The organism is Paenibacillus anaericanus, assembly GCF_003994475.1.
GTDB lineage: Bacteria > Bacillota > Bacilli > Paenibacillales > Paenibacillaceae > Fontibacillus > Fontibacillus anaericanus.
On record NZ_RZNY01000003.1, the window covers coordinates 346,697 to 368,734 of the forward strand.

The 22,038-nt window shown below is 43.5% G+C and carries 22 protein-coding genes and 1 other annotated feature; of the genes, 1 reads left to right on the forward strand and 21 read right to left on the reverse strand.

Features of this window, described 5'->3' with window-relative positions; all coding sequences use genetic code 11:
• Positions 1–50: 50 nt before the first annotated feature.
• The 5 genes from EJP82_RS05915 to lspA all read right to left on the reverse strand — a co-directional run bounded on the left by EJP82_RS05915 (position 51) and on the right by lspA (position 5,149).
• On the reverse strand, positions 51–962 hold the full coding sequence (locus EJP82_RS05915) for an aspartate carbamoyltransferase catalytic subunit (protein WP_127191180.1): 912 nt from the start codon (positions 960–962) through the stop codon (positions 51–53).
• A gap of 5 nt (positions 963–967) precedes the next feature.
• Positions 968–1,507 carry a bifunctional pyr operon transcriptional regulator/uracil phosphoribosyltransferase PyrR gene (gene pyrR, locus EJP82_RS05920; protein WP_127191106.1) on the reverse strand — a complete coding sequence of 180 codons (540 nt, stop codon included), beginning with the start codon at positions 1,505–1,507 and terminating at the stop codon, positions 968–970.
• A gap of 472 nt (positions 1,508–1,979) precedes the next feature.
• Complete coding sequence (locus tag EJP82_RS05925; RefSeq protein ID WP_127191107.1) at positions 1,980–3,233, reverse strand: LL-diaminopimelate aminotransferase; 1,254 nt, start codon at positions 3,231–3,233, stop codon at positions 1,980–1,982.
• Between the two features lie 471 nt (positions 3,234–3,704).
• Complete coding sequence (locus EJP82_RS05930; protein ID WP_370877672.1) at positions 3,705–4,613, reverse strand: RluA family pseudouridine synthase; 909 nt, start codon at positions 4,611–4,613, stop codon at positions 3,705–3,707.
• A gap of 35 nt (positions 4,614–4,648) precedes the next feature.
• A complete protein-coding gene (gene lspA / locus EJP82_RS05935) occupies positions 4,649–5,149 on the reverse strand; it encodes a signal peptidase II (protein WP_127191109.1) in 501 nt (166 codons plus the stop codon).
• A gap of 199 nt (positions 5,150–5,348) precedes the next feature.
• On the opposite strand from lspA, the gene EJP82_RS05940 reads away from it, so the two are divergent.
• Entirely contained in the window at positions 5,349–6,083 is a 735-nt protein-coding gene (locus EJP82_RS05940; RefSeq protein WP_127191110.1) for a TraR/DksA C4-type zinc finger protein, read from the forward strand.
• Here EJP82_RS05940 and EJP82_RS05945 read toward each other — a convergent pair.
• From EJP82_RS05945 to murA, 16 genes are all read right to left on the reverse strand, one after another.
• Positions 6,070–6,450: a DUF5665 domain-containing protein gene (locus tag EJP82_RS05945; RefSeq protein WP_246053989.1), complete on the reverse strand. Its 381-nt coding sequence runs from the start codon at positions 6,448–6,450 to the stop codon at positions 6,070–6,072. The two genes, EJP82_RS05940 and EJP82_RS05945, sit on opposite strands and share 14 nt — an antisense overlap.
• 150 nt (positions 6,451–6,600) lie before the next feature.
• A complete protein-coding gene (gene ileS, locus EJP82_RS05950; protein ID WP_127191111.1) occupies positions 6,601–9,696 on the reverse strand; it encodes an isoleucine--tRNA ligase in 3,096 nt (1,031 codons plus the stop codon).
• 66 nt (positions 9,697–9,762) lie between these two features.
• Positions 9,763–10,041: a binding site (T-box leader), on the reverse strand.
• Between the two features lie 66 nt (positions 10,042–10,107).
• Positions 10,108–10,650 carry a DivIVA domain-containing protein gene (locus EJP82_RS05955; RefSeq protein WP_127191112.1) on the reverse strand — a complete coding sequence of 181 codons (543 nt, stop codon included), beginning with the start codon at positions 10,648–10,650 and terminating at the stop codon, positions 10,108–10,110.
• A gap of 111 nt (positions 10,651–10,761) precedes the next feature.
• A complete protein-coding gene (locus tag EJP82_RS05960) occupies positions 10,762–11,544 on the reverse strand; it encodes a YlmH family RNA-binding protein (protein ID WP_127191113.1) in 783 nt (260 codons plus the stop codon).
• The gene (locus EJP82_RS05965) at positions 11,541–11,810 is read right to left on the reverse strand and encodes a YggT family protein (protein ID WP_127191114.1); all 270 of its coding nucleotides are present in this window, start codon (positions 11,808–11,810) and stop codon (positions 11,541–11,543) included. Before EJP82_RS05965 ends, EJP82_RS05960 begins: the two co-directional genes overlap by 4 nt.
• Positions 11,811–11,817: 7 nt before the next feature.
• Positions 11,818–12,267: a cell division protein SepF gene (locus EJP82_RS05970; protein WP_127191115.1), complete on the reverse strand. Its 450-nt coding sequence runs from the start codon at positions 12,265–12,267 to the stop codon at positions 11,818–11,820.
• Positions 12,267–12,959, reverse strand: a complete 693-nt coding sequence (locus tag EJP82_RS05975; protein ID WP_127191116.1) for a YggS family pyridoxal phosphate-dependent enzyme — start codon at positions 12,957–12,959, stop codon at positions 12,267–12,269. The genes EJP82_RS05970 and EJP82_RS05975 overlap by 1 nt, the downstream gene beginning before the upstream one ends.
• A gap of 7 nt (positions 12,960–12,966) precedes the next feature.
• A complete protein-coding gene (pgeF, locus tag EJP82_RS05980) occupies positions 12,967–13,818 on the reverse strand; it encodes a peptidoglycan editing factor PgeF (RefSeq protein ID WP_127191182.1) in 852 nt (283 codons plus the stop codon).
• A gap of 77 nt (positions 13,819–13,895) precedes the next feature.
• Positions 13,896–14,228: a YlmC/YmxH family sporulation protein gene (locus tag EJP82_RS05985; protein ID WP_127191117.1), complete on the reverse strand. Its 333-nt coding sequence runs from the start codon at positions 14,226–14,228 to the stop codon at positions 13,896–13,898.
• A 163-nt stretch (positions 14,229–14,391) separates the two neighbouring features.
• Entirely contained in the window at positions 14,392–15,174 is a 783-nt protein-coding gene (gene sigG / locus EJP82_RS05990; protein WP_127191118.1) for an RNA polymerase sporulation sigma factor SigG, read from the reverse strand.
• 89 nt (positions 15,175–15,263) lie between these two features.
• Positions 15,264–15,986, reverse strand: a complete 723-nt coding sequence (gene sigE, locus EJP82_RS05995; protein ID WP_127191119.1) for an RNA polymerase sporulation sigma factor SigE — start codon at positions 15,984–15,986, stop codon at positions 15,264–15,266.
• A gap of 18 nt (positions 15,987–16,004) precedes the next feature.
• Positions 16,005–17,021: a sigma-E processing peptidase SpoIIGA gene (gene spoIIGA, locus EJP82_RS06000; protein ID WP_127191183.1), complete on the reverse strand. Its 1,017-nt coding sequence runs from the start codon at positions 17,019–17,021 to the stop codon at positions 16,005–16,007.
• Between the two features lie 216 nt (positions 17,022–17,237).
• Positions 17,238–18,356 (reverse strand): cell division protein FtsZ, encoded by a 1,119-nt coding sequence (ftsZ, locus tag EJP82_RS06005; protein ID WP_127191120.1) that lies wholly within the window; start codon positions 18,354–18,356, stop codon positions 17,238–17,240.
• A 56-nt stretch (positions 18,357–18,412) separates the two neighbouring features.
• Positions 18,413–19,660: a cell division protein FtsA gene (gene ftsA, locus EJP82_RS06010; RefSeq protein WP_127191121.1), complete on the reverse strand. Its 1,248-nt coding sequence runs from the start codon at positions 19,658–19,660 to the stop codon at positions 18,413–18,415.
• A 244-nt stretch (positions 19,661–19,904) separates the two neighbouring features.
• A complete protein-coding gene (locus EJP82_RS06015) occupies positions 19,905–20,672 on the reverse strand; it encodes a cell division protein FtsQ/DivIB (protein ID WP_127191122.1) in 768 nt (255 codons plus the stop codon).
• 91 nt (positions 20,673–20,763) lie between these two features.
• The gene (gene murA / locus EJP82_RS06020) at positions 20,764–22,029 is read right to left on the reverse strand and encodes a UDP-N-acetylglucosamine 1-carboxyvinyltransferase (protein ID WP_127191123.1); all 1,266 of its coding nucleotides are present in this window, start codon (positions 22,027–22,029) and stop codon (positions 20,764–20,766) included.
• Positions 22,030–22,038: the final 9 nt, after the last annotated feature.

Genomic DNA, 22,038 nt, shown 5'->3' on the forward strand with positions numbered 1-22,038 from the left:
AAACCTCCGCTCTTTAATGTGCAATTGAAGTCATGCTTCAATTTAGATTCCTATTTCATCGCTCTTTCCATAACTGCCATGCGAATGGGTACTCCATTTTCCATTTGCTTGAATATTCGAGATTGCGGATGCTCTACAACTGCATCGTCAATTTCGACATTCCGGTTCACTGGAGCAGGGTGCATGATCATCACGTGTGGAGCAAGCTTCGCAGCTCTGGCCTCTGTCATCCCATATTGCAGCCTATATTCATCAGCCGATTTCAAAACCCCTACTGCATGGCGTTCCAACTGTACTCGCAACATCATCACGACATCAGCACAGAGCGCTTCTTCCATCGATACATAAGGGGCATATGCTGCCAGTTCAGGCGCCTGCATACTTTCCGGTGCAGTAAATTTCACTTCAGCGCCAAGCTTCTGCAGCGCCCAGAGGTTTGAGCGAGCTACCCGGCTGTGTTTGATGTCGCCAATAATCGACACCTTAAGACCTTTCAACTCACCAAACTGTTGTTTCATCGTAAACATATCTAGTAGTGCTTGTGTAGGATGCTCATTGTTACCATCACCCGCGTTGACAAGTGGAACCGACACCTTTGATGCAAGTTGTTCCAACACACCTGCAGGTTTAAGACGAATGACTCCTGCGTCGATCCCCATCGATTCCAACGTGCGAACCGTGTCATAAATCGATTCCCCTTTTTCGACACTAGATACAGCAGATGAGAAGTTCAATACCTCCGCACCTAATCGTTTCTGTGCCATTTCAAAAGAGAAGCGAGTACGGGTACTGTTCTCGAAAAACATATTCGCAACAAACTTGTCCTTCAGAACGGGTGTGACCTTCTCACTTTGTCCTTCCCAGTAAGCTGCTCGATCCAGTATTGAAGTGATCTCAGTCGCACTCAGATCCTTTAGGCCAAGCAAGCTCCGATCTTTCAATGTTGCAGATGTCATCGTCATCATGTCTATTGTCCCCCACGTGATTGCAAAATTCTAACCTGATCCATACCGTCAGTTTCCTGAAGAAGAACTTCAATTTCTTCCACCTTGGAGGTAGGAACATTTTTACCAATATAGTCTGGGCGGATAGGCAGCTCACGATGCCCACGATCCGCCAGTACCGCTAGTTGAATGGACTCTGGCCGTCCACAATCCATGATTGCTTCCATGGCTGCGCGAATTGTCCGGCCTGTATATAGAACATCATCAAGTAAAATCACTTTTTTGTCGTGAATCGGTATTGAGAAGGAAATTCGCTCTGTAGCCACTTCAGCACGATCATCCCGGTATGAAGTAACATCCAGCTCTCCCCAAGGTATTGCCTTTCCTTCGATCTCTTCCAACCGCTCAGCCAGCCTTTTCGCAAGGAATACCCCTCTTGTTTTGATACCAGCAAGCACACATCCCTCGATCCCTTTGTTTCTCTCTAGGATTTCATGTGCAATTCTTGTTAGAGCCCGTCGTATTGCTGTTTCATCCATAATAATGTGACTTTCGGTACTCATAGTCTTTGCCTCCTCAGGACAATGATTTTACCCGGTACCGTGATAGGCGCAAAAAAAGACTCCTTACCTATATTTAGGCAAGGAGTCTTTAGTCACAGTTTACAACCATGACTGTCATGTGGATCCAAGGCAGACCAACGCCATAAGCGCAGTCTCCCTAAGAAACCCATTCACGTTACCTTGCCAGCCTCACGGGACTGAATTAAAGGTTCATATTGATTTACATGAATTATGACAGAATGCGCTAAACCTGTCAAGACAACGAACCTGGTAAAAAATTGTAATCCCATGCAAGACAAATTGTATAATTGATTCTCTATTGTGCATAAGCAATGTCTGTTATCTTATAATTATACATTAAATATAATAATTATACAATAACGTTCTATGTTAACTTTTTCAGAAATGAAACAAAAAAAAGAGAACACGTTCTTTCTTCGTGTCCTCTCCTTGCCATCCCATTCCAGCAAATTTAAAACTGAAACTTAACTTCACCAAGACGAGCCTTGATTTCAGAAATAACTGCCTTTTCCGCTGCTTCATCGTTTGCTTCAAATGTTACCGAGAAACGGACATAATGACCTGCATCATCCCACGGTACTGTCGAAATTAACTTTTCTCGAATCAAATATTGAGCAAAGTCCTCCGCTGTCTCAAAAGTAGGCCCTCCAACAACTGCCTTTGGTGCCGCTACATATAAGAAAAACGATCCCTTTGGTTTCTTTGCCTTAAACCCAAGTTCATTTAATGCTGCAACCAACATCTCATGACGTCTGGAATATTTGGCTGCTATAGATTCAGTGATTTCTGGATGAGCTAATCCATACGCTGCTGCTTTCTGAATAGGGATAAATTGTCCAGAGTCATTGTTATCCTTTACATCACTAAATGCTTTGACGATCAGTGGATTACCAGCTACAAAGCCTATTCTCCATCCAGTCATATTATAAGACTTAGACAACGAATGAAGCTCAACACCAACATCTTTTGCCCCAGGGACAGAGAGGAAACTTAGCGGTTTTTGTCCGTCATAAGTTAATGCGGCATACGGAGCATCGTGAACTATAACAACATTGTATTTTTTAGCCCATGCAATAGCTTCCGCAAAAAATTCTCTCGTTGCACTCGCGCCTGTAGGATTGTTCGGATAGTTCAAATAAAGGAGCTTCGCTTTATAGGCCACTTCTTCTGGAATTGAGTTCAAGTCCGGCAAAAAGTTATTCTCTTCCGTTAACTCTACAGTATAAACTGTGCCACCCAAATACTTCGTGTGTGTTCCCAAAATCGGATAACCTGGAACTGTAATAATCGTAATGTCTCCCGGATTAATGAAACAGGTAGGTAGCATAGCAAGCGCTGGCTTGGAGCCGATACAATGCACGATTTCCGTAACTGGGTCCATTCCATCTACTGCAAACACGTCCTGCAAATAGCGGGCGGCGGCGGTTTTGAACTCTGGAATTCCGTTGTCTGAATATCCTCGATTCTCTAGCTTGGTAGCTTCCTCAGCCAACTTGGCAACAATCCCGGCATCTGCCATATCATCAGGTTCGCCTATTCCCATATCGATCAATTCTACGTTAGGATAATCCCTTTTTGCTGCCGCTTTAGCACGTTTAATCTTCTCAAACTTATATATGGCTGTATCCTTACCGTAATTCTCTCCACCGATACGATCCGCAAATTGCCCTTGAATATAAGTATCTTGATAACTCTCTATCGTCATAACTATCCATCTCCTTCAAGAAAATCTACTTTTATAAATATGAAGGATGGCGGGTTTTTATAGAATGGATTAATTACCACAACGTTTGTACTTTTTTATTTTTCGACTACAATTACGGCTCAATGCCAAAATCAGTGATTGACGCCTCTTAAATGAATCGCTACGGGTTCGGAGGGTTCTTGCGATCGCTGTTAAAGCCTTATTTCTTGAATAGAAAAGGATTAGTGGTTGAAATAGGGCTTTAAAGGCGAACACAGCTTATGCTTCCGATGTAGCTTTCCTAAGGAAAGCTTTTAGTTTCTTCAGAATCCCTCCGACCCTTCGCTCTGTTCGCTCGTCTAGCCAACCACTGATATCTAGATTGAGCCAAAATTACACAACTAAAAAAAACACCCTCGGGCGTCAATTCCGAAATTACACGGAACTGACACTCGGGGTGTTTCAATCAGAGCATACAGATAACAGATACTCCTATCGATTACGAAGTGCAAGAAGCACTTCCTCCATATCGTCAGGAAGCGGTGCAGTAAATTCCAAGTACTGCTCACTTGAAGGATGAACAAAACCGAGAACTGCAGCATGCAATGCTTGTCCATTCATCTTAATACCTTTACTCCGACCATATAACGGATCACCTACAATCGGGTGACCGATAAACTTCATGTGAACACGAATTTGATGTGTTCTGCCTGTCTCGAGCTTCAGTTCTAACAGTGTATAATCTCCAAATCGCTCTACAACCTGAAAATGTGTGACTGCTTCCTTGCTGTTGCGGTCAATTACTGTATACATTTTGCGATCATGTGGATCCCGGCCAATTGGGGCATCAACAGTTCCCTGATCATGACTCAAATTACCGTGAACAAGCGCAAAATACTTTCGAGTTACCGAGTGCTCTTTAAGCTGAGCAGCAAGTGACGCATGTGCTTTATCATTCTTAGCAGCCATGATCAAACCAGAAGTATCCTTATCGATGCGATGAACAATGCCAGGGCGTAATTCTCCATTAATGCCAGAGAGATCTTGACAGTGATACATCAAAGCATTCACAAGCGTGCCCGACGGATGTCCTGGAGCAGGATGGACGACCATACCGCGTTCCTTGTTGATCACAATTACATCTTTATCTTCGAAATAAACATCTAGTGGAATATGCTCAGGAACAATTTCTGTATATTCTGGTGCAGGTATAATCAATGTTACCAAATCACCTTCGGCCACTTTATGGTTCACTTTGACTTGCGCACCATTGACTGTGATATCTCCGTTTTGAATCCATAGCTGGATTTGACTACGTGACATATCTTCGCCTAGCAGCGCCTTAACATATTTATCAATCCGCTCCTTGGCTGATGCAGTCTCTACCTTCCACTCCATCATTCCACTTTCCGTATCAGCAAAGGTTTTGTTATCGTTCATACGTTCTCCTCTTGTTGTTCTTGTCCTGAAAGTGCAGCTTGTTTCTCTCTGCGCATTTCAAGCAATGAATCTAGTACAATCAACACAGCTCCTACAACAATGCCGGAGTCCGCCACGTTAAATATCGGAAACGTATAGCTCCCGAAATTAAGCTGAAGAAAATCAACTACTTCCCCAGTTACTGCGCGATCCAGAAAGTTCCCGAGTGCTCCGCCCAAAACAAGCGAAAGTGCTAAAGGGAGTATTTTGTTTGGAGTGTGCTTCACTTTTTGTAAAAACCAAATAATCCCTACTACAACAACAGTTGTTATTAAAATAAAAAACACCCGACGGCCCTCTAATATGCCAAATGCCGCGCCACTGTTGCGATGAGATGTGATGAGGAAGAAGTCGCCAATAACCGGGATTTGTTCTCCCAAAGTCATTCTAGTTGCGATCAAATACTTCGTTCCTTGGTCAATAAGAAAAACAATCAATGCGATTAGATAGTATACCACGCAGTAAGTCACCTCGTTTTTCGTCTTCCTGCCAACATCTGAGGCAGAATTAACCACATATACGCCTTGTATATTGTAGCACAGCGGGAATTAACCCGTCCATGCACGAAAGGATTTTCCTTAGGTAAAACGTCATGCTTTTGCGCAAAATATCATCATGACGAAATACCCAACATCGTTATTACGAAAGGAGCACCTCATGACCCATCTGACGAAGCAACAGTTAACTGAACTTACGTCAAAGCTCCAAGCCGATCAAGATTCCCTTATCCAGCATCTGGAACACAATGATCATTACGGAATAGGACGATCTATGCGTGACAATACAAGCGAGTTCAGCTCGCTTGACAATCATCCCGCCGATATTGGAACAGAGCTTTTTGAGCGCGAAAAAGATTTAGCACTCTGTGATCATGATGAACTACAATTGACCCGTATTGAGGACGCACTGGAGCGAATCGCCACGGGCGAATATGGAGTATGTGCAAACTGCGGCAAGCCCATTAGCTTTGATCGACTGAGCGCCATTCCAGAGACTGCATATTGTAAAGAGCACAGCCCTCAGCAATATGTCTCACACGATCGACCTGTGGAAGAGGAAGTACTCTCCCCACCTTTCGGTCGAACCAGTTTGGACGAATTCGAGAATCCAGGGTTTGACGGCGAAGATGCATGGCAAATTGTAGAGGGCTTTGGTTCTTCCGATTCGCCTGCATACGCCGAAGACTCCAATGTTGACAGCTATAGCGATATTGGAATCGAAGCAGCCAGCGAGCTGGATGGATTTGTCGAACCTTATGAAAGCTATGTTGCTACAGATATTTATGGGCAAAATGTTTTCTTTTATCGCAATGGACAATACCATGAATTAATGAGTTCTACAGAACGTCAGGACAGTGAAGATTCTTTGGGAACTGGGCCTAATACGTATTAAGATCCAACTGCCTTTGAACTATACGAACGATGTCTGCAATATAGTCACCAATTATAGGAAGATTAAGCGCCCCAAGCAACTGCAGAACATAAATGATGGTCGCCGCAAAAAAAGTAAACCCTATTGCGATCCCCACTCCCTTGGCTACTCCCGAGAGAATATTCAGCCAAATGAGGCGCCATGGACGATTGAGCAGTTCAGTATATTCCGCAATACGTGATCGCTCAAGTTTTTGGATCCATGTCAGGGTCAATTGGTATAGCGCACTCATTTGTTCTTCTGGTGTTCCGGGGATCTTGTCCTTTGCTTGTTCTGGATTGTCAGTTGGGCCCACAGTTTCAGACGTCTTTCCATTACGATGAATCATCCATTAATCCCATCCTCTTTTTATACAGAGCCTTTATACTGCCAAAATACAAACGAGCCTGGCCCCCCTTATTTCCAAGGGAATTACGCCATAGCTCGTTTGTTTTTGGTTTATTCTAGTATGACCTTTAAAAGTTATCGCCATTCAAATTTAAGCTTCGATGTAAACACCGATTTTCTTCGAACCCAGGTCGATTATCTCTCCAGCGCCTTCACATTTGCCAAAGACTAAATCCGTAACCAGAACGTTATCACGCAGAACATTTTCAAAAGCAGTAATAGCTTCTTTTAGCTCATCGTCTACATCCAAGCACAGACGTACTCTCTTTTCGATTGGTAAATCCAGTTTTTTACGTGTATCCTGAACCGCACGAACAACCTCACGAACCCAGCCTTCTTGTTCTAGTTCTGGTGTAATATCGCTGTTAAGTGCAACAGTAATACCATAACCTGAAGCCGATGCGAATCCTGGTTTAGCTTGTTTCTCGATCAAAAGTTCTTCACTCGTAACAACCAACTCTTCACCTTCAGGTGAAGTCACAGTAAACTGTCCATTTTCAACTATTTGAGCGGTTTCCTCAGCTGAGAGTCCCTTCATGTAACCTTGTAAAAAGCCGACATTCTTACCGTATTTTTTACCAGCTACTTTAAGGTTTAACTTCAGTGTGAAATCTACAAATCCACTGTCGCTAGTCTCGATATCAATAGCTTTGACGTTGATCTCATCCTTGATGATCTCTTCATATTCAGCCACGGCGAAATCACGATTCATGGATACAACTAGACTTGATAATGGTTGACGAGTCTTGATCCCAATTTCGTTACGAACGTTACGGGCAAGCTCAACAATTTGACGCGCACTTTCCATATCTCTTTCAAGTTCTAGATCAATCAGCGATTCATCCGCTTTAGGATAATCTTCAAAATGCACACTTTCTCCATTACTTAGGTTCGTATAGATCTCCTCAGACAGCAGTGGTGTATATGGAGCCATCAGCTTGGACAATGTCAGTAACACCGAAGTTAGTGTCCCATAGGCGGACAATTTATCCTCACCAAGACCACTACCCCAGAAACGGTCACGTGACCGACGGATATACCAATTACTTAACTCATCAATGAAACCTTCGATCGCTTTAGCCGCATTGAGGAAATCATTCACTTCAAGGCCTTTATTTACGTTTTGAATTAGGCTATTCAAGCGAGATAGAATCCAGCGATCTAGCTTACTATCAGACGGTTGATAAGCATGCTCTTCAGGTTTGTATCCATCAATCGATGCATACAAAGTTAGGAAAGCATGGGTATTTACAAGCGTGTCCACAACTTTAGATTTAGCCTCAGCTACAATACCTTTGGAGAAACGTTTACTGTTCCATGGTGCGCTGTCCGCTAACAAAGCCCAACGGAATGCATCTGTACCAAATTCGTTAATGATCTCCCACGGACTGATAACATTACCTTTGGATTTGGACATTTTTTGTCCACTTTCATCCAAGATATGCCCCGTAGAAATAACTGCCTTGTAAGGCGCTTTACCATTATACAGTGTGGATACAGCCAGCAAGCTGTAGAACCAGCCACGCGTCTGATCAATCCCTTCACAGATCATATCCGCCGGATACTGATCCTCGAATGCCGCTTCGTTCTCAAAAGGATAATGATGTTGAGCAAAAGGCATGGAGCCGCTGTCGAACCATACATCAATCACTTCAGGTGTCCGCGTCATCACTCCGTCTTCGCAGAATGGTGATTTCAGCTTGATAGCATCAACATATGGCTTGTGAAGTTCAATATCTTCCGGCACATTCCCAATCGCACGTTCGCGCAGATCAGCAATGCTGCTTGGAGCATATTCTTTCCCCGTCTTATCGCAAACCCAGACATTAAGCGGTGTACCCCAATAGCGGTTACGGCTGATGTTCCAATCCACTAGATCCTCAAGGAATTTACCAAAGCGACCTTCACGAATATGTCCAGGATACCAGTCAACTGAATTATTGTTAGCAATTAATTGATCCTTCACGGCTGTTGTCTTAATAAACCAACTCTCAGTTGCATAATATAGCAGTGGAGTTTTACAACGCCAGCAGAACGGATAACTATGCTCGTATTTCTCTTTGCTGTACAGTAGTCCACGGTCAGCCAGCATTTTTACGATATCTATATCACAATCTTTAACGAATTTACCAGCTAGATCACTCACGATATCCTCGTAGCGCCCTTGAAGATTAACAACATTCATAAATTCAATTCCGTTTTCGCGGCAAGTCTTATAGTCATCCTCACCATGAGCTGGTGCTATATGAACAATACCCGTACCGCTTGAATCCGTTACAAAATCAGCAGCCACAATCACAAGTCCATTCTCAGGCTTGATGTAATCAAATGGAGCTGTATAAGTTTTCCCTACTAGTTCGGATCCTTTAAGCTGCGATAGCACCTCATAATCGCCCTTAAGCACACTCTGGGCTAGATTCTCAGCGACAATATAGATGCCATCTTCCTGCTTCACCCGAACATAGGTTAGCGCGGGATTAACTGCCAAAGCACAATGTCCTGGAAGGGTCCAAGGTGTAGTTGTCCAAGCTAACACATAGTCCCCGCTATCGTGAAGCTTGAATTTAGCTGTTGCACTTAGATCCTTAACATCCTCATAGCCCTGAGCAACCTCATGAGAGCTAAGTGTCGTCTCACAACTTGGACAGTAAGGACTAACTCGATGTCCGCGGTAGAGTAAACCCTTGCCATGAATCGTTGATAACAAGTGCCACACAGTCTCAACATAGCTATTCTTCATCGTGATGTATGGATCATCCAGATCTGTCCAATAACCGATGGCTTCAGTCAGCTCTCGCCATTGCTTCTCATATTCAAATACACTAGCCTTACACTTCTCAATAAATTTCTCTACACCGTAAGTCTCAATTTCATGCTTACCCGAAATCCCAAGTTGCTTCTCTACACCCAGTTCAACTGGCAATCCATGTGTATCCCAGCCCGCTTTACGGACGACTCTGTAGCCATTCATCGTTTGATAGCGACCGATAAAGTCCTTGATTACCCGTCCCAGTACGTGTCCGATATGCGGAGCACCATTTGCAGTCGGAGGTCCCTCATAAAAAACATAATTAGGGCGACCCACACGATTTTCAATGCTACGTTTAAACGTATTCTCCGTGTTCCATTTCTCAAGTATACGCATATCGCGTTGTCTTACAGGTTCTTTAACATCGACTTTTTTCATTTCAACCAACTTCCTTCCATTTTAAAAATTTAAATAATCAAAAAACAACAAAAAAAGCCTCATCCCAAAAGGGACGAGACTTTAGCTCGCGTTACCACCCTTGTTTCATATCATCTCTGACCTCTCTTATAGATAGGCAGAGTAATATGACACTCTGATCCCATACGCTTCATATGGGGCCGGTATAACGGCCGGCAGCCGACAAAACTTACGCTTTCCAAAGGAAATTCAGCTTTGTTTCTCCGGGAGGATATTCCGTCTGCGCCTTGAACATTGGCTTTCAGCATCATGCCAACTCTCTGCGGAACAAAATCGCAACGTACTGGTTCCCATCATCAAATACATATACGTATATTTAATCTGGTATTAGTTATAACTTATTATGCATATCATGTCAACCATGAGAGAGATCTAGTAAATTTCTCTTACTTCACGATTCTGATCGGTATCATGAACACGATCACGTTCACGGTCTCTTTCACGATCCCGATCACGTTCTTCAAGCGACTCCCAGCCATCATGGCTTAGCAAATCTAATTGAGCTTCGATTAAAGTCCGGAAGCGGGCCCGATAAATAGACGCCTGTTTCTTAAGCTCTTCCATTTCTATCGAGACTTTACGCGACTTGGAGAGCGATTCATTCACGATCCGGTCAGCATTCTTCTCCGCTTCCTTCACGATCAACTGAGCTTCCTTCTTCGCATTATTCCGTACTTCATCCGCGGCCTCCTGGGCCACGATAATCGTCTTACTGAGTGTTTCCTCAATGTTAGAGAAATGATTCAACTTATCTTGCATGGACATCAACTGGTTTTGAAATTCCTTATTCTCCCGAATTACGATCTCATAATCTTTGATTATTTGATCAAGAAATTCGTTAACTTCATCTTCGTCGTATCCGCGAATACGTCTAGAAAACTCCTTATTATGTATATCCAGCGGCGTTAATGGCATTGACCCGCACCTCCTATAGATTTCGAAACATCCCTTAGGGAAGAGTATGATGTCTTCGGTACATATTTTGTAGTTAAATTCGACAGGAATCCGCGAATTCCTGCCAAACTTTCACACAAATTTACCGATGCTGACACGATGTCTTCCTTTTTTGGTTATTCCGTCTATCTCAATGACTTTGAATCTGCCGAAACCTTGTAGTGCCACGACATCGCCAGCCTTCAGAGATTTAGAAGGATCTTCCTCCGTCTTCCAGTTCACTCTGCACCGTCCTGCCTTAATCGGAACTAGCACTTTACTCCGGCTCAAACGAAATACATCACTTACAATCCCATCCAAACGTAAAGAAGCCACCGTTAAATCCAGCGGCTGGAGCGTAGACTCTGTCGTTCTCAGTGCTTCAAGTTCTAATATATCGGTCATGACACCGATTCGATGTACTTGATGCAGGTTCAAATGCAAAAACGATGTAATCTCTTCCGCCACGACAACATGGCATCCGTCCTCTCGAACATGAATATCACCGATTTTGTCCCGTTTGAGCCCTAAGCCGAGGATAGCGCCCAAATAATCTCCATGCTGAAGGGAAATAAACTTCTGATCCCCTGAAGTTATGCTAAGTACTTTCATGCCCATTGGTTCGCTAGCGATATCCCGATAATCCGGGGCAATCAAAGCACGCCGTCTCTCAGCACCTTCATACCCACCATCTAAGCGAAATACTACATCCAAATGGCGATTCGCCAACGTTTCCAAAATGTAACTTTGCCGCGGATCGAGGAAATCACTCCGCTTAACCTCGTGATATTCCCCGGCATTCCTAACCCATTCCCATGCCTTATCAGCAAATGGACGTTCTTCCGGACGAAAATGCTCATATATATCAAAATTCATACGAAATAAAGGATCAGACTCACCAGACCGTACCGGGCTAAACGAAGTACATAAAGTGCCACGATAGGAGAAATGTCAATCGTCCCCATAATAGGTGGAATAAAACGCCGGAACGGTGCTAAATATGGTTCTACTAGTTTGCCAAGTAATTCGCCAATAAAGCTCTCACGAGCATTAGGAAGCCAAGACATTAAAATATACGCTAAAATCATATAGAAATAAATATTGTACAGCAAATTAACCAAACTAATAATAGTAAATGCCAAGATGTCTTCACCTCATTCTGTTGTAATCTGGATCCTCTGTCAGTATCTCTGTGATGGCTCCTTGGATTTCTACTGTATCTGGCGTACAGAGAAAGATATTTCCACCAATTTTCGAAATACTTCCGCTTAATGCATATATCGTACCACTTAAAAAATCGATTATACGCATAGCTTGATCATTTCGCACCCGCTGTAAATTTACAACAACGGTTCGGTGGGATCGTAAGTGGTCAGCGATTTCCTGTGCTTCATCATAGGAACGTGGTTCATTCAGAATCACTTTAACATTTTTCTGCGAATGAATACTTACCACATTGTTTCCTCTCTGATTCTTACGGGATTCAAAGCTCGGGGTTTCAAAATCTAACTCTTCCTGACCGGAAAATTTCTCGCGCTCCACAATTTCTTCTTCTTCCTGTAGACCCAGAAAGTTCATAAACTTATTCATTACTCCCATTACGTCTCTTCCCCTTTCCCCACTAAAAGAGTCCCGAGGCGCACCCAGGTCGCCCCCTCTTCAATCGCCACTTCAAAATCATCAGACATTCCCATTGATAGTTCCTTCAATGGTTCCTTAGTCAAAGCCTGAGTATTTAGGTCATCCCGAAGTTCCCGTAAGGCTCGAAAAACTGGCCTTGTTAACTCCGGGTCATCTACAATTGGAGCCATAGTCATAAGTCCAATAATCTTTACATGGGATAATTCCGCTGTCTCTTTAAGGAAGGCTGCTGCTTCATGGGGTTGTATCCCTTGTTTGGAAGATTCACCTGATACATTAACTTGAAGAAACGCCAGAACCTTAGTTCCTGTAGCCGCCGCTCTCTTCTCCAGTTCTTTCGCCAGAGAGAGTCGATCAAGCGAATGAATATATTGAACTCTTCCAATGACATCTTTGACTTTGTTACTTTGCAAATGGCCTATATAATGCCATGTTCCTCTGCCGCCAAGTGCCTCCCATTTCGGGACTGCATTCTGTGGACGGTTCTCTCCGATGTGTAAGATCCCTTCATCCAAAACGGATCGCGTTGTATCTAAGGACACATACTTGGTCACAGCAACAATGTTTACCTCTTCCTCGCTGCGCCCACTCCGTTCACATGCTTCTTTGACGCGCTGTCTAATATGCTCTATCCGTTCTTTAAGCGACAAAGAAGGATCACCTCACTTTCATGCCAATCCAGCTCGCCATCCTCCCTGTTATCCCATTCTGTTCACGATATGAGAAGAACTTATCTGGATGACAGCTTGTACACCATGATGTACATTCGATATGAGTCGGCAATATTCCTGCTTCTATCATAATAATTCGATTCAATTCTTTCAAGTTCAACATCGTTCGGTCGTTATTTCGGGAAGCTGTAATCAAATTAGGATTGCTTGTAGCACCTTCAGTTAACGGTATTGCCTCCCCGACCTTGGACATTACAACTTCATCCACCTCATAACAACATTGACCGATAGAAGGACCGATGGCAGTCATAATGTCACTTCTACAACTGTCATATTCAGTTTCCATAGTCTCTATTACAGCTTCAGCTATTCGCCCTACCGTTCCTTTCCACCCAGCATGCGCCAGCCCAACGACATGATGAACCGGATCTAGAAAATAGAGCGGAACGCAATCAGCGTAAAATGAAGTCAACAGAACATCCGGTACATTCGTTACTAAAGCGTCTGTATCCTGAAAAGCACTACTCCGATCTGAGTAGCCCTTACCACGATCACTATCCTTGACAATAGCTACCCTGACACCATGAACTTGTTCTCCACATACCCAAGAATTCGATGAAAAGCCCAGTTCTTCAACAAGCTTTCGTCTGTTCTCCTTAACCATCACTGGGTCATCCCCGACATGATATGCTAAATTCAAACTGTCATAAGGTGAACGACCAATCCCACCACTTCGTCCCGTAAAACCTACGCTTAGGCCAGGCAACATGGAATTCCAAGAGTTGAGATCGAACCGCTCGGGTTGTTCTTGTCTAGGGTTCCATATAAACGGTTCCATCATCCATCTCCTCCATACAGATACTCATCCAAAACTTGTAACCTGTTCCCAGTTTACCACAACATATGCGATAACGCTTAATTTCGACGTTCTGTTCGTTCTGCTCGTTCCGCCCGTCCATCCCTGTCAATATACACGGTATTCTCATATTGCTGCTGGCCAACGCGTGATTCTCTTACCTCATCCATTTTAACTAAGACCACATCCGCACCAATCTTAACAATATTCTTCCATGGGATAATGAGATCACTCCCTCCCCCAAACAGCCCCATGAATTTAGTGTTTACCGGTACAACAATAGCCTCAATCAGACCTTGTCTGAGATCTAACTCCAAATCACTAATTTGTCCTAGTCGTTTCCCATCGACAACATTGATGACGTCTTTCGTTTGAAAATCAGAAATTTTCATACTACTCTCACCACGCTATCCATATTGACGCGCCCCCATCCTGCTAATCATATTGCCTATATACTATATGTATCGTGTCTCCAAAAAAGAAATGTCGGGGCAAACACAACACTTATTTACCCTTAAGAAAAAGGCCCCCGCAGGGACCTTTGCCTTTTCATATTTACGACTTTACATGTTTCTGCATTTGTACAATGGCGGATTTCTCAAGTCGAGAGACTTGGGCTTGGGAGATACCGATCTCATCGGCAACCTCCATCTGCGTCTTACCTTCAAAGAAGCGCATCGAAAGAATCATTTTCTCGCGGCGATTAAGTCGCTGCATCGCTTCACGAAGTGCTATTTCCTCAATCCAAGATACATCTTTGTTTCTCTCGTCACCAATCTGATCCATAACGTAGATCGGGTCGCCACCATCATGATAAATGGGTTCAAACAAGGAAACAGGATCCTGAATCGCATCTAGAGCAAATACAACATCCTCTTTAGGTATACCTAGCGCTTCAGCGATTTCAGAAACTGTTGGTTCTCGCGAATTTCGGTTCGTTAGGCTGTCCCGCATCTGCAGCGCTTTATAGGCGATGTCACGCAAACTACGAGATACCCTAATTGGGTTATTATCACGCAAATAGCGTCGAATTTCTCCAATGATCATCGGTACTGCATAAGTTGAAAATTTGACATTCTGCGATAAGTCGAAATTATCAATAGCTTTCATGAGTCCGATGCAGCCAACTTGAAACAGGTCGTCCACATACTCCCCTCGATTATTGAAGCGCTGGATGACGCTAAGCACTAATCTGAGGTTACCATTCACTAACTTCTCTCTAGCTGATCTCACGTGGTCCTGTTGCAAGGAGTGGAACAATTCCCGCATTTCCGTATTGTTTAGAACGGGTAATTTGGCGGTATCCACGCCACAAATCTCAACTTTATTTCGGGTCATCGTGTCTTACCTCCCAAGGAGAAACATTAATGATCAGTATCTCCCGGGGTTGCTTTTTTATTCCTGAATTCGAAACAAGAGGAATTCATTTAGACCATCTTATTAAATTCTTTGCGGAGGCGTTTGATAATTCTTTTCTCTAAACGTGAGATATAAGATTGAGAAATACCCAATAGATCTGCGACATCTTTCTGTGTTTTCTCATCTCCATCTACCAGTCCGAATCTGAGTTCCATAATCATCCGTTCCCGTTCACTGAGCTTATCAAGTGCTTTGTGTAGTAATTTACGATCAACTTGTTCCTCAATGTTACGATAGATCGTATCGTTCTCCGTACCAAGTACATCGGATAAAAGTAATTCATTACCGTCCCAATCAATATTCAGCGGCTCATCAAACGAAACTTCGGTACGGATTTTACTATTCCGCCGTAAATACATTAGAATCTCATTCTCTATACAACGGGATGCGTACGTGGCAAGTTTGATCTTCTTTTCTGGATCAAACGTATTCACAGCTTTGATAAGCCCGATAGCCCCGATAGATACCAAATCTTCAATATTAATACCTGTATTCTCAAATTTTCGAGCAATATAAACCACTAGACGCAGATTTCTTTCGATCAGCATTGCCCGGATAGCTGAGTCGCCGGAAGGAAGACGTAATAGTAAAACTTCCTCTTCTTCACGAGTCAATGGAGGGGGGAGCGCTTCGCTTCCACCGATATAATAAATTTCTTCGCTTTTAAGCCCAAATAAAAATAACAACCGGTAGTACTGTAACTGGAGCAACAGTTTCCATTTTACATACATCTTCTCTTTCCTCCCATTTTACGATCCTGCTTCATAAATGAAATCAGAACCCCGCTCTAATTCAGGAGCACGCTCCAAATTCATAGTAGCTGTTGGTGAAGTTATTCCACCCTCCACTCCTTCAATCATCACCGGATGGATAATGGCTTGATACGCCCCCTCGGTTGATAATGCCCCCCCGTCTAAACCAACAAGTAACCGGGTGGATTTGATAATTCGACCTTCTAAATTCACTGAGGCTTCATCCGGTTTCAAAGCAATCATAAACTGCGTACTTTTGTTGATCCCACGGTAGGGTACCAATCTTAACCGATCTCGCCATATAAAAGAGTCCTCTTCCATCCATTCCATGATAAGGTTGTCCGCATGCTCTGCATTCAGCTTGCCCTTCCATGAATCTGGGAGAAACTCTTGCCAGAGTGAGGCTTCCATTATCATCACTGGCAAACGGCTGAGCGGGTCTCGAAGTTGGTTACCCGTGTCAATCAATCCCATACAACCTATCTTTGTCTCACCAATCCGGACTTCAACTTCCGCAAGGAAAGAAGCCACCCTTTCTACGTTCCGCCTTGAACCAATTACGACTTTAAACCAAATCAATACAACAAAAAATAAGATAAACGTGAATAAGGTACCAATTTTTAATGAAAACCCCAGTCCGCCAGAAGCTGAATACCATATTCCGCTCCAAACTTGCCCTGAGTTTTGTAGCAAATAATGAACGCCCAGAATCCCTCCGGCCGCTACAAAATTAATGATGTAAAATGCCCCCATATTTCGCAAATAGTTTTGCAGACTCCCAAAACCAAATGCGATCCACAGCATAACAACAGAGAATAGAAACTTCACCAGAAAGGTAAATAGGAAGGAAAGTTCCGGCAAAAACATCATTACCACATATAATGCTCCAACTATTGCCGAAAGTGAGATTCGCCATATTACCATTCTCTGTTTCCTCATCCAGGCTGTAGCAGCCAACAGGATGGCATCGATAAGTAGATTCATTAAGAAAATCAAATCGATATAAACGATCACATGATTCACCTGCCTGCTCCCTATTAAGCTTCTTTTTACCAGGCTATAAATAATGGACATATGGCGGGGAGACTCTTATCAGTATAAATATATCTATATGTAAAGTCTGTCTAAAATTGAATGAAGAACTGCACTAATTTTGTCGAGGAATGCAAAACAACCTCCAGTCCACTAATCGTGGAAAGAAGGTTGTTTGGGAGAGAATTATTATAGTAATTATTCGTTATCGTTACGTGAACGATTGCGGAGAAACGTCGGAATATCCAACTGATCGCCACTAGTCGGACCATTTCCAAATGGCCTAAGACTAGGCGCCGCCGAACGATTATCCTGTGGTTCTGATGCACCAGCAATAGGCTTACGACTTAGCGGTGCTGAAGTCTTTTGCTCAAAGCCAGTCGCAATGACCGTAACTTTAATCTCTTCTTTCAAGCTATCATCAATAATAGCACCAAAGATCATATTAACTTCTGGATCAGATGCAGAAATTACAATCTCTGCTGCCTCATTGACTTCATAGAGTGATAAATTAGAACCACCCGTAATATTCATAATAACTCCACGTGCACCTTCAATAGAAGTTTCAAGAAGTGGGCTCATAATTGCTTTACGAGCTGCTTCAGCAGCACGATTCTCACCGGATGCTACACCAATCCCCATTAGAGCAGAACCGCGTTCAGTCATAATTGTCTTTACATCTGCAAAGTCAAGATTGATTAGACCTGGTACAGCAATCAGGTCAGAAATACCCTGAACAGCTTGTCTCAACACATTATCTGCTTCACGGAAGGCTTCCAACATCGGTGTCTTTTTGTCGACAATCTCTAAGAGCCGATCATTAGGAATAACAATTAGAGTATCAACTTTTTCCTTTAATCCTTCAATCCCTAGCTCAGCTTGAGAAGAACGCTTACGTCCTTCAAATGTAAATGGACGTGTAACAACACCTACGGTAAGTGCTCCGCACTCGCGAGCAATCTCCGCGATGACAGGAGCCGCACCTGTACCTGTTCCTCCACCCATACCCGCTGTAACAAAAACCATATCCGCACCTTTAAGTGTGCTGGCAATCAGATCGCGAGATTCTTCGGCGGCTTTCTTACCTACATCTGGGTTAGCCCCTGCACCCAGACCACGCGTCAATTTATCACCAATTTGCAGTTTGTGCTCGGATTTAGCCAAATGTAAAGCTTGGGCATCCGTGTTCACAGTAATGAACTCTACTCCCTGCACTCCGTTCTCGATCATTCGGTTTACGGCATTACTACCACCGCCACCAACACCAATCACTTTTATTTGAGCCAAACTTTCCATTTCGAAATCAAATTCCAACATACGCTTCCATCTCCCCCTCGTTATGCATGGATGGCTCGTCCATCATCTTTGAACCATTATATGAATTCACTGAATATATTCTTAAGGCGTTCCATAACACCTGATTTCCGGACGGTTTCTTTTGTCCCAGCAGGCTTATTCCGATTCGCGGGCTTCTTCGGAGCAGCGTTACGGACACGGATATTTTTGATTATTTTGTACAATATTCCTACGCCTCCCGTAAATCCGGGATCACGTACACCAATATAATCAGGCACAGCCACCCGGACAGAAGCGTCTAACTCTTGCTGTGCAATCTTCAGCAAACCTGGCATTGAAACAGTACCTCCCGTAAGGATATAACCTCCAGGGAGTTCATTATAACCAAGTCGCTTCATTTCTTGAGAGATCAACTGGAATATTTCTTGAACTCTAGGTTCAGCTATCGCAGCGAGATCCTCCTGTGTAAATTCCTTGTCCACATTGCTTCCGATTCTCGTCACTTTGAAAGTGACATCCGCGGCCGCATCTTGCATTGAAGCACAGCCATATTTAAGCTTGACCTTCTCTGCTTGCTCGGTTAAAGTACGGAGTCCGTAGGCAATGTCATTCGTTATAAATTCTCCTCCTATCGGAAGCGTTGATGTCGCTACAATAGTGCCGCTTTCAAACACTGCGATCGTTGTAGAACCTGCGCCAATATCTACTAACGCAGCTCCCATTGTCTTCTCGTCCTTGGATAATGCAAGTTGACCTGCGCCAAGCGATAGAAGAACTAGATCCGAAACCTTAAGTCCTGATTTCTCCACACAGCGGAGCAAATTATGTATCGCTGTCTTAGCTCCAGTAATAATTGTCGCTTCCACTTCCAGACGTACACCAATCATACCCCGAGGATCTTTAATCCCCTCAAGGCCATCTACCACATATTGTTTAGCTACGATGTCTATAATTTCCCGTTCTGGTGGCAGCGCAATCACTTCCGCTGCTTTTAAGACCCGATCGATATCATCTTCCCCGATCTCGCGGTCTTCGTTCTGTACGGCTACAACTCCGTGGCTCGTTAGGAGTCCAATATGATTTCCTGAAATGCCGACATATACTTCCGATATTTGAATACCCACCATACGCTCTGCATGATCCACAGCACTGCGGATTGACTGAACGGTTTGGTCAATATCTACAATCGCACCTTTGCGAATACCTTCCGAGTCGGCAGATCCAACCCCAATAATATTAAAGGTTCCATTACTAATTTCCCCAATAATAGCACGAACTTTGGATGTACCGATGTCCAAACTAACAATGATGTCATTGTTGCTCAAGCCCCTGGCACCTCCTATTTCTCAGTAAAAATATAATATCAAGCAAAATGTACTCTCTACATATTCAACGTCGTTTAACCTTTCCCTCTTTTTTCTACAAATTTTTTACCTTCCAACATTTACATTAGAGTAGATAGAACTATTACTAGAAAGTGTTGTCCTACCTATAACCTACACGCAAAAATCAAAAGAAAAAAGAGAGAGAAAAGAAACGGGTCCATAAATTGTATTTTATCATTATTTTTCACTGATTAGTAGTATCATTTTCTTCTTCATCCTCGCTTCCGGCGGGATTAAATGGCACATATGAATCAGCATCTAACATTTTGAGTGTACCCGGATCTTGTGCTTCCAAGATCATATTCATATATTCTGCTTTACTAGGTAACAATGAAACCGCTGAGATCACCACAAAACGTGACTTCGTATACATTTTGATCCGATCGGGATACGACAATGTAGGTGATGGGGTTATCTCCGATATATCAGAGATTAGTTCATCTGGAATCTGTGCAAGTGCACTGCACAGCTTGGCCAAATTAGGATCATCCCCTTTCCATCCGGTCAGAATCGGTTTATCTATCGGGATGGAACCCTTGCCCAAATCAATCTTTGTTCCATTCGCTAGCAGCCCATTAAGTTGTCCAGTTGAGGTAAGTTCATAGGCAGAAAGACTATATTCTTGTACTACTATTTCGATAGCCCCAGGAAAAGACTTGTCCACCTCTACATTTTGAATTGAAGGGAGTTCAAGTAATTTACTCTGAATTGAGTTAGCGCTGACCCCGAAGAACGCAGTTCCGACTTTCAATTGGCTAGCTTGAAGCAACTCAGCATTCGTTGTATACGAATTGCCTACAAAACTAATCTTCGTAATCTTGCTCAGAGAAGAACGGAAGAAAAGCACGCACAGCAAAGAAAGAAATAATAGGATGAGTATCCCTAGTATTTTCTTGCTACTTTTCTTTTTGGGTTTTGGCTCTTTTAGGATAGGAACATTTGCTTTTGGCATACCATTTCTCCGATACCATTTAAATATATGACAAAGCCTTTATCCCCTCACTCGGAGGGGACAATCAAGGCATTGATCAGGCTAAATCCAATTATTTCAATATGGGCACTTCCCGATGCACGATGCCACCCAGACATTGGAACATCAATTCAATCCGGTCATATCCGCGGTCAATATGATGAACCTGTTCAACAATCGTTCTTCCCTGTGCGGCCAATCCAGCAATAACAAGTGCAGCCCCTGCTCTCAGATCAGTCGCTTCCACCGTTGCCCCGTATAACCTAGGCACACCGCGAATGAACGCCGAATTCAAGTCCACAGAAATGTCAGCACCCATACGAACTAATTCGTCCACATGCTTGAATCTGCCTTCAAATACTGTCTCCTTCATCAGACTAAATCCGTCAGCCAGAGACAGGAGTACCATGACCTGAGATTGCAAATCGGTAGGAAAAGAAGGATAGGGTGAGGTCACAATAGCCTCTACCGCCTTCGGTCGTCCAACGCTACTTACAGTTATTATATCATTACATGCCCTGATTTGAACACCGACGCGCCGTAGTACATGAAGCAGCGAGATCAAATGCGAGGGATTACAATGGGATAGCGTGACTGTTCCTCTAGTAGCAGCTGCTGCGATTAACGCAGTTCCGGCCACAATTCGATCGGGAATGATTTCGTATTGACAAGAATATAATCGCTTAACTCCCCGGATCGTAATCGTGTCCGTTCCTCCACCCATGATGCTGGCACCCATAGAATTCAAAAAGTTTTGCAAGTCCTGAATTTCTGGTTCACGAGCAGCATTGGTAATTACAGTGTTCCCTTCAGCTAGTGCCGCTGCCATCATAATGTTCTCAGTGGCCCCTACACTTGGGTAATCCAAATGAATGTCGCTACCTATCAGTTTGCTAGCTCTACACCAGATTTGATCATTTCTCTCTTCAACACTCGCACCTAACGCCTGTAACCCTCTTAAATGTAGATCAATCTTTCGTTCTCCAATTGCACAGCCACCCGGTTGGTAGATGCACACCTCACCGAACTTGGCCAGTAGAGGTCCCATAAGAAAGATGGATGATCGCATTTGTTTCATCAAATCTTCCGGCACATGATAGGAATCGGTGGAGCCCGCATCAATTATCACCGTATCGCCATTGTGTGACGCTTTGCAGCCCAAGCGGCTCAGTATGCCCAGCATAACTTCAATATCCAGCAGACGTGGAACATTTCTAAGCTCCACATTGCCTTCGGACAGCAAGCTGGCTGCTAGAATCGGCAGTGCGGCATTTTTCGCTCCATGGATACGAATGGATCCTGATAGGGGTCTCCCACCTTCAATCACCAATTTGTCCAATGTATCACC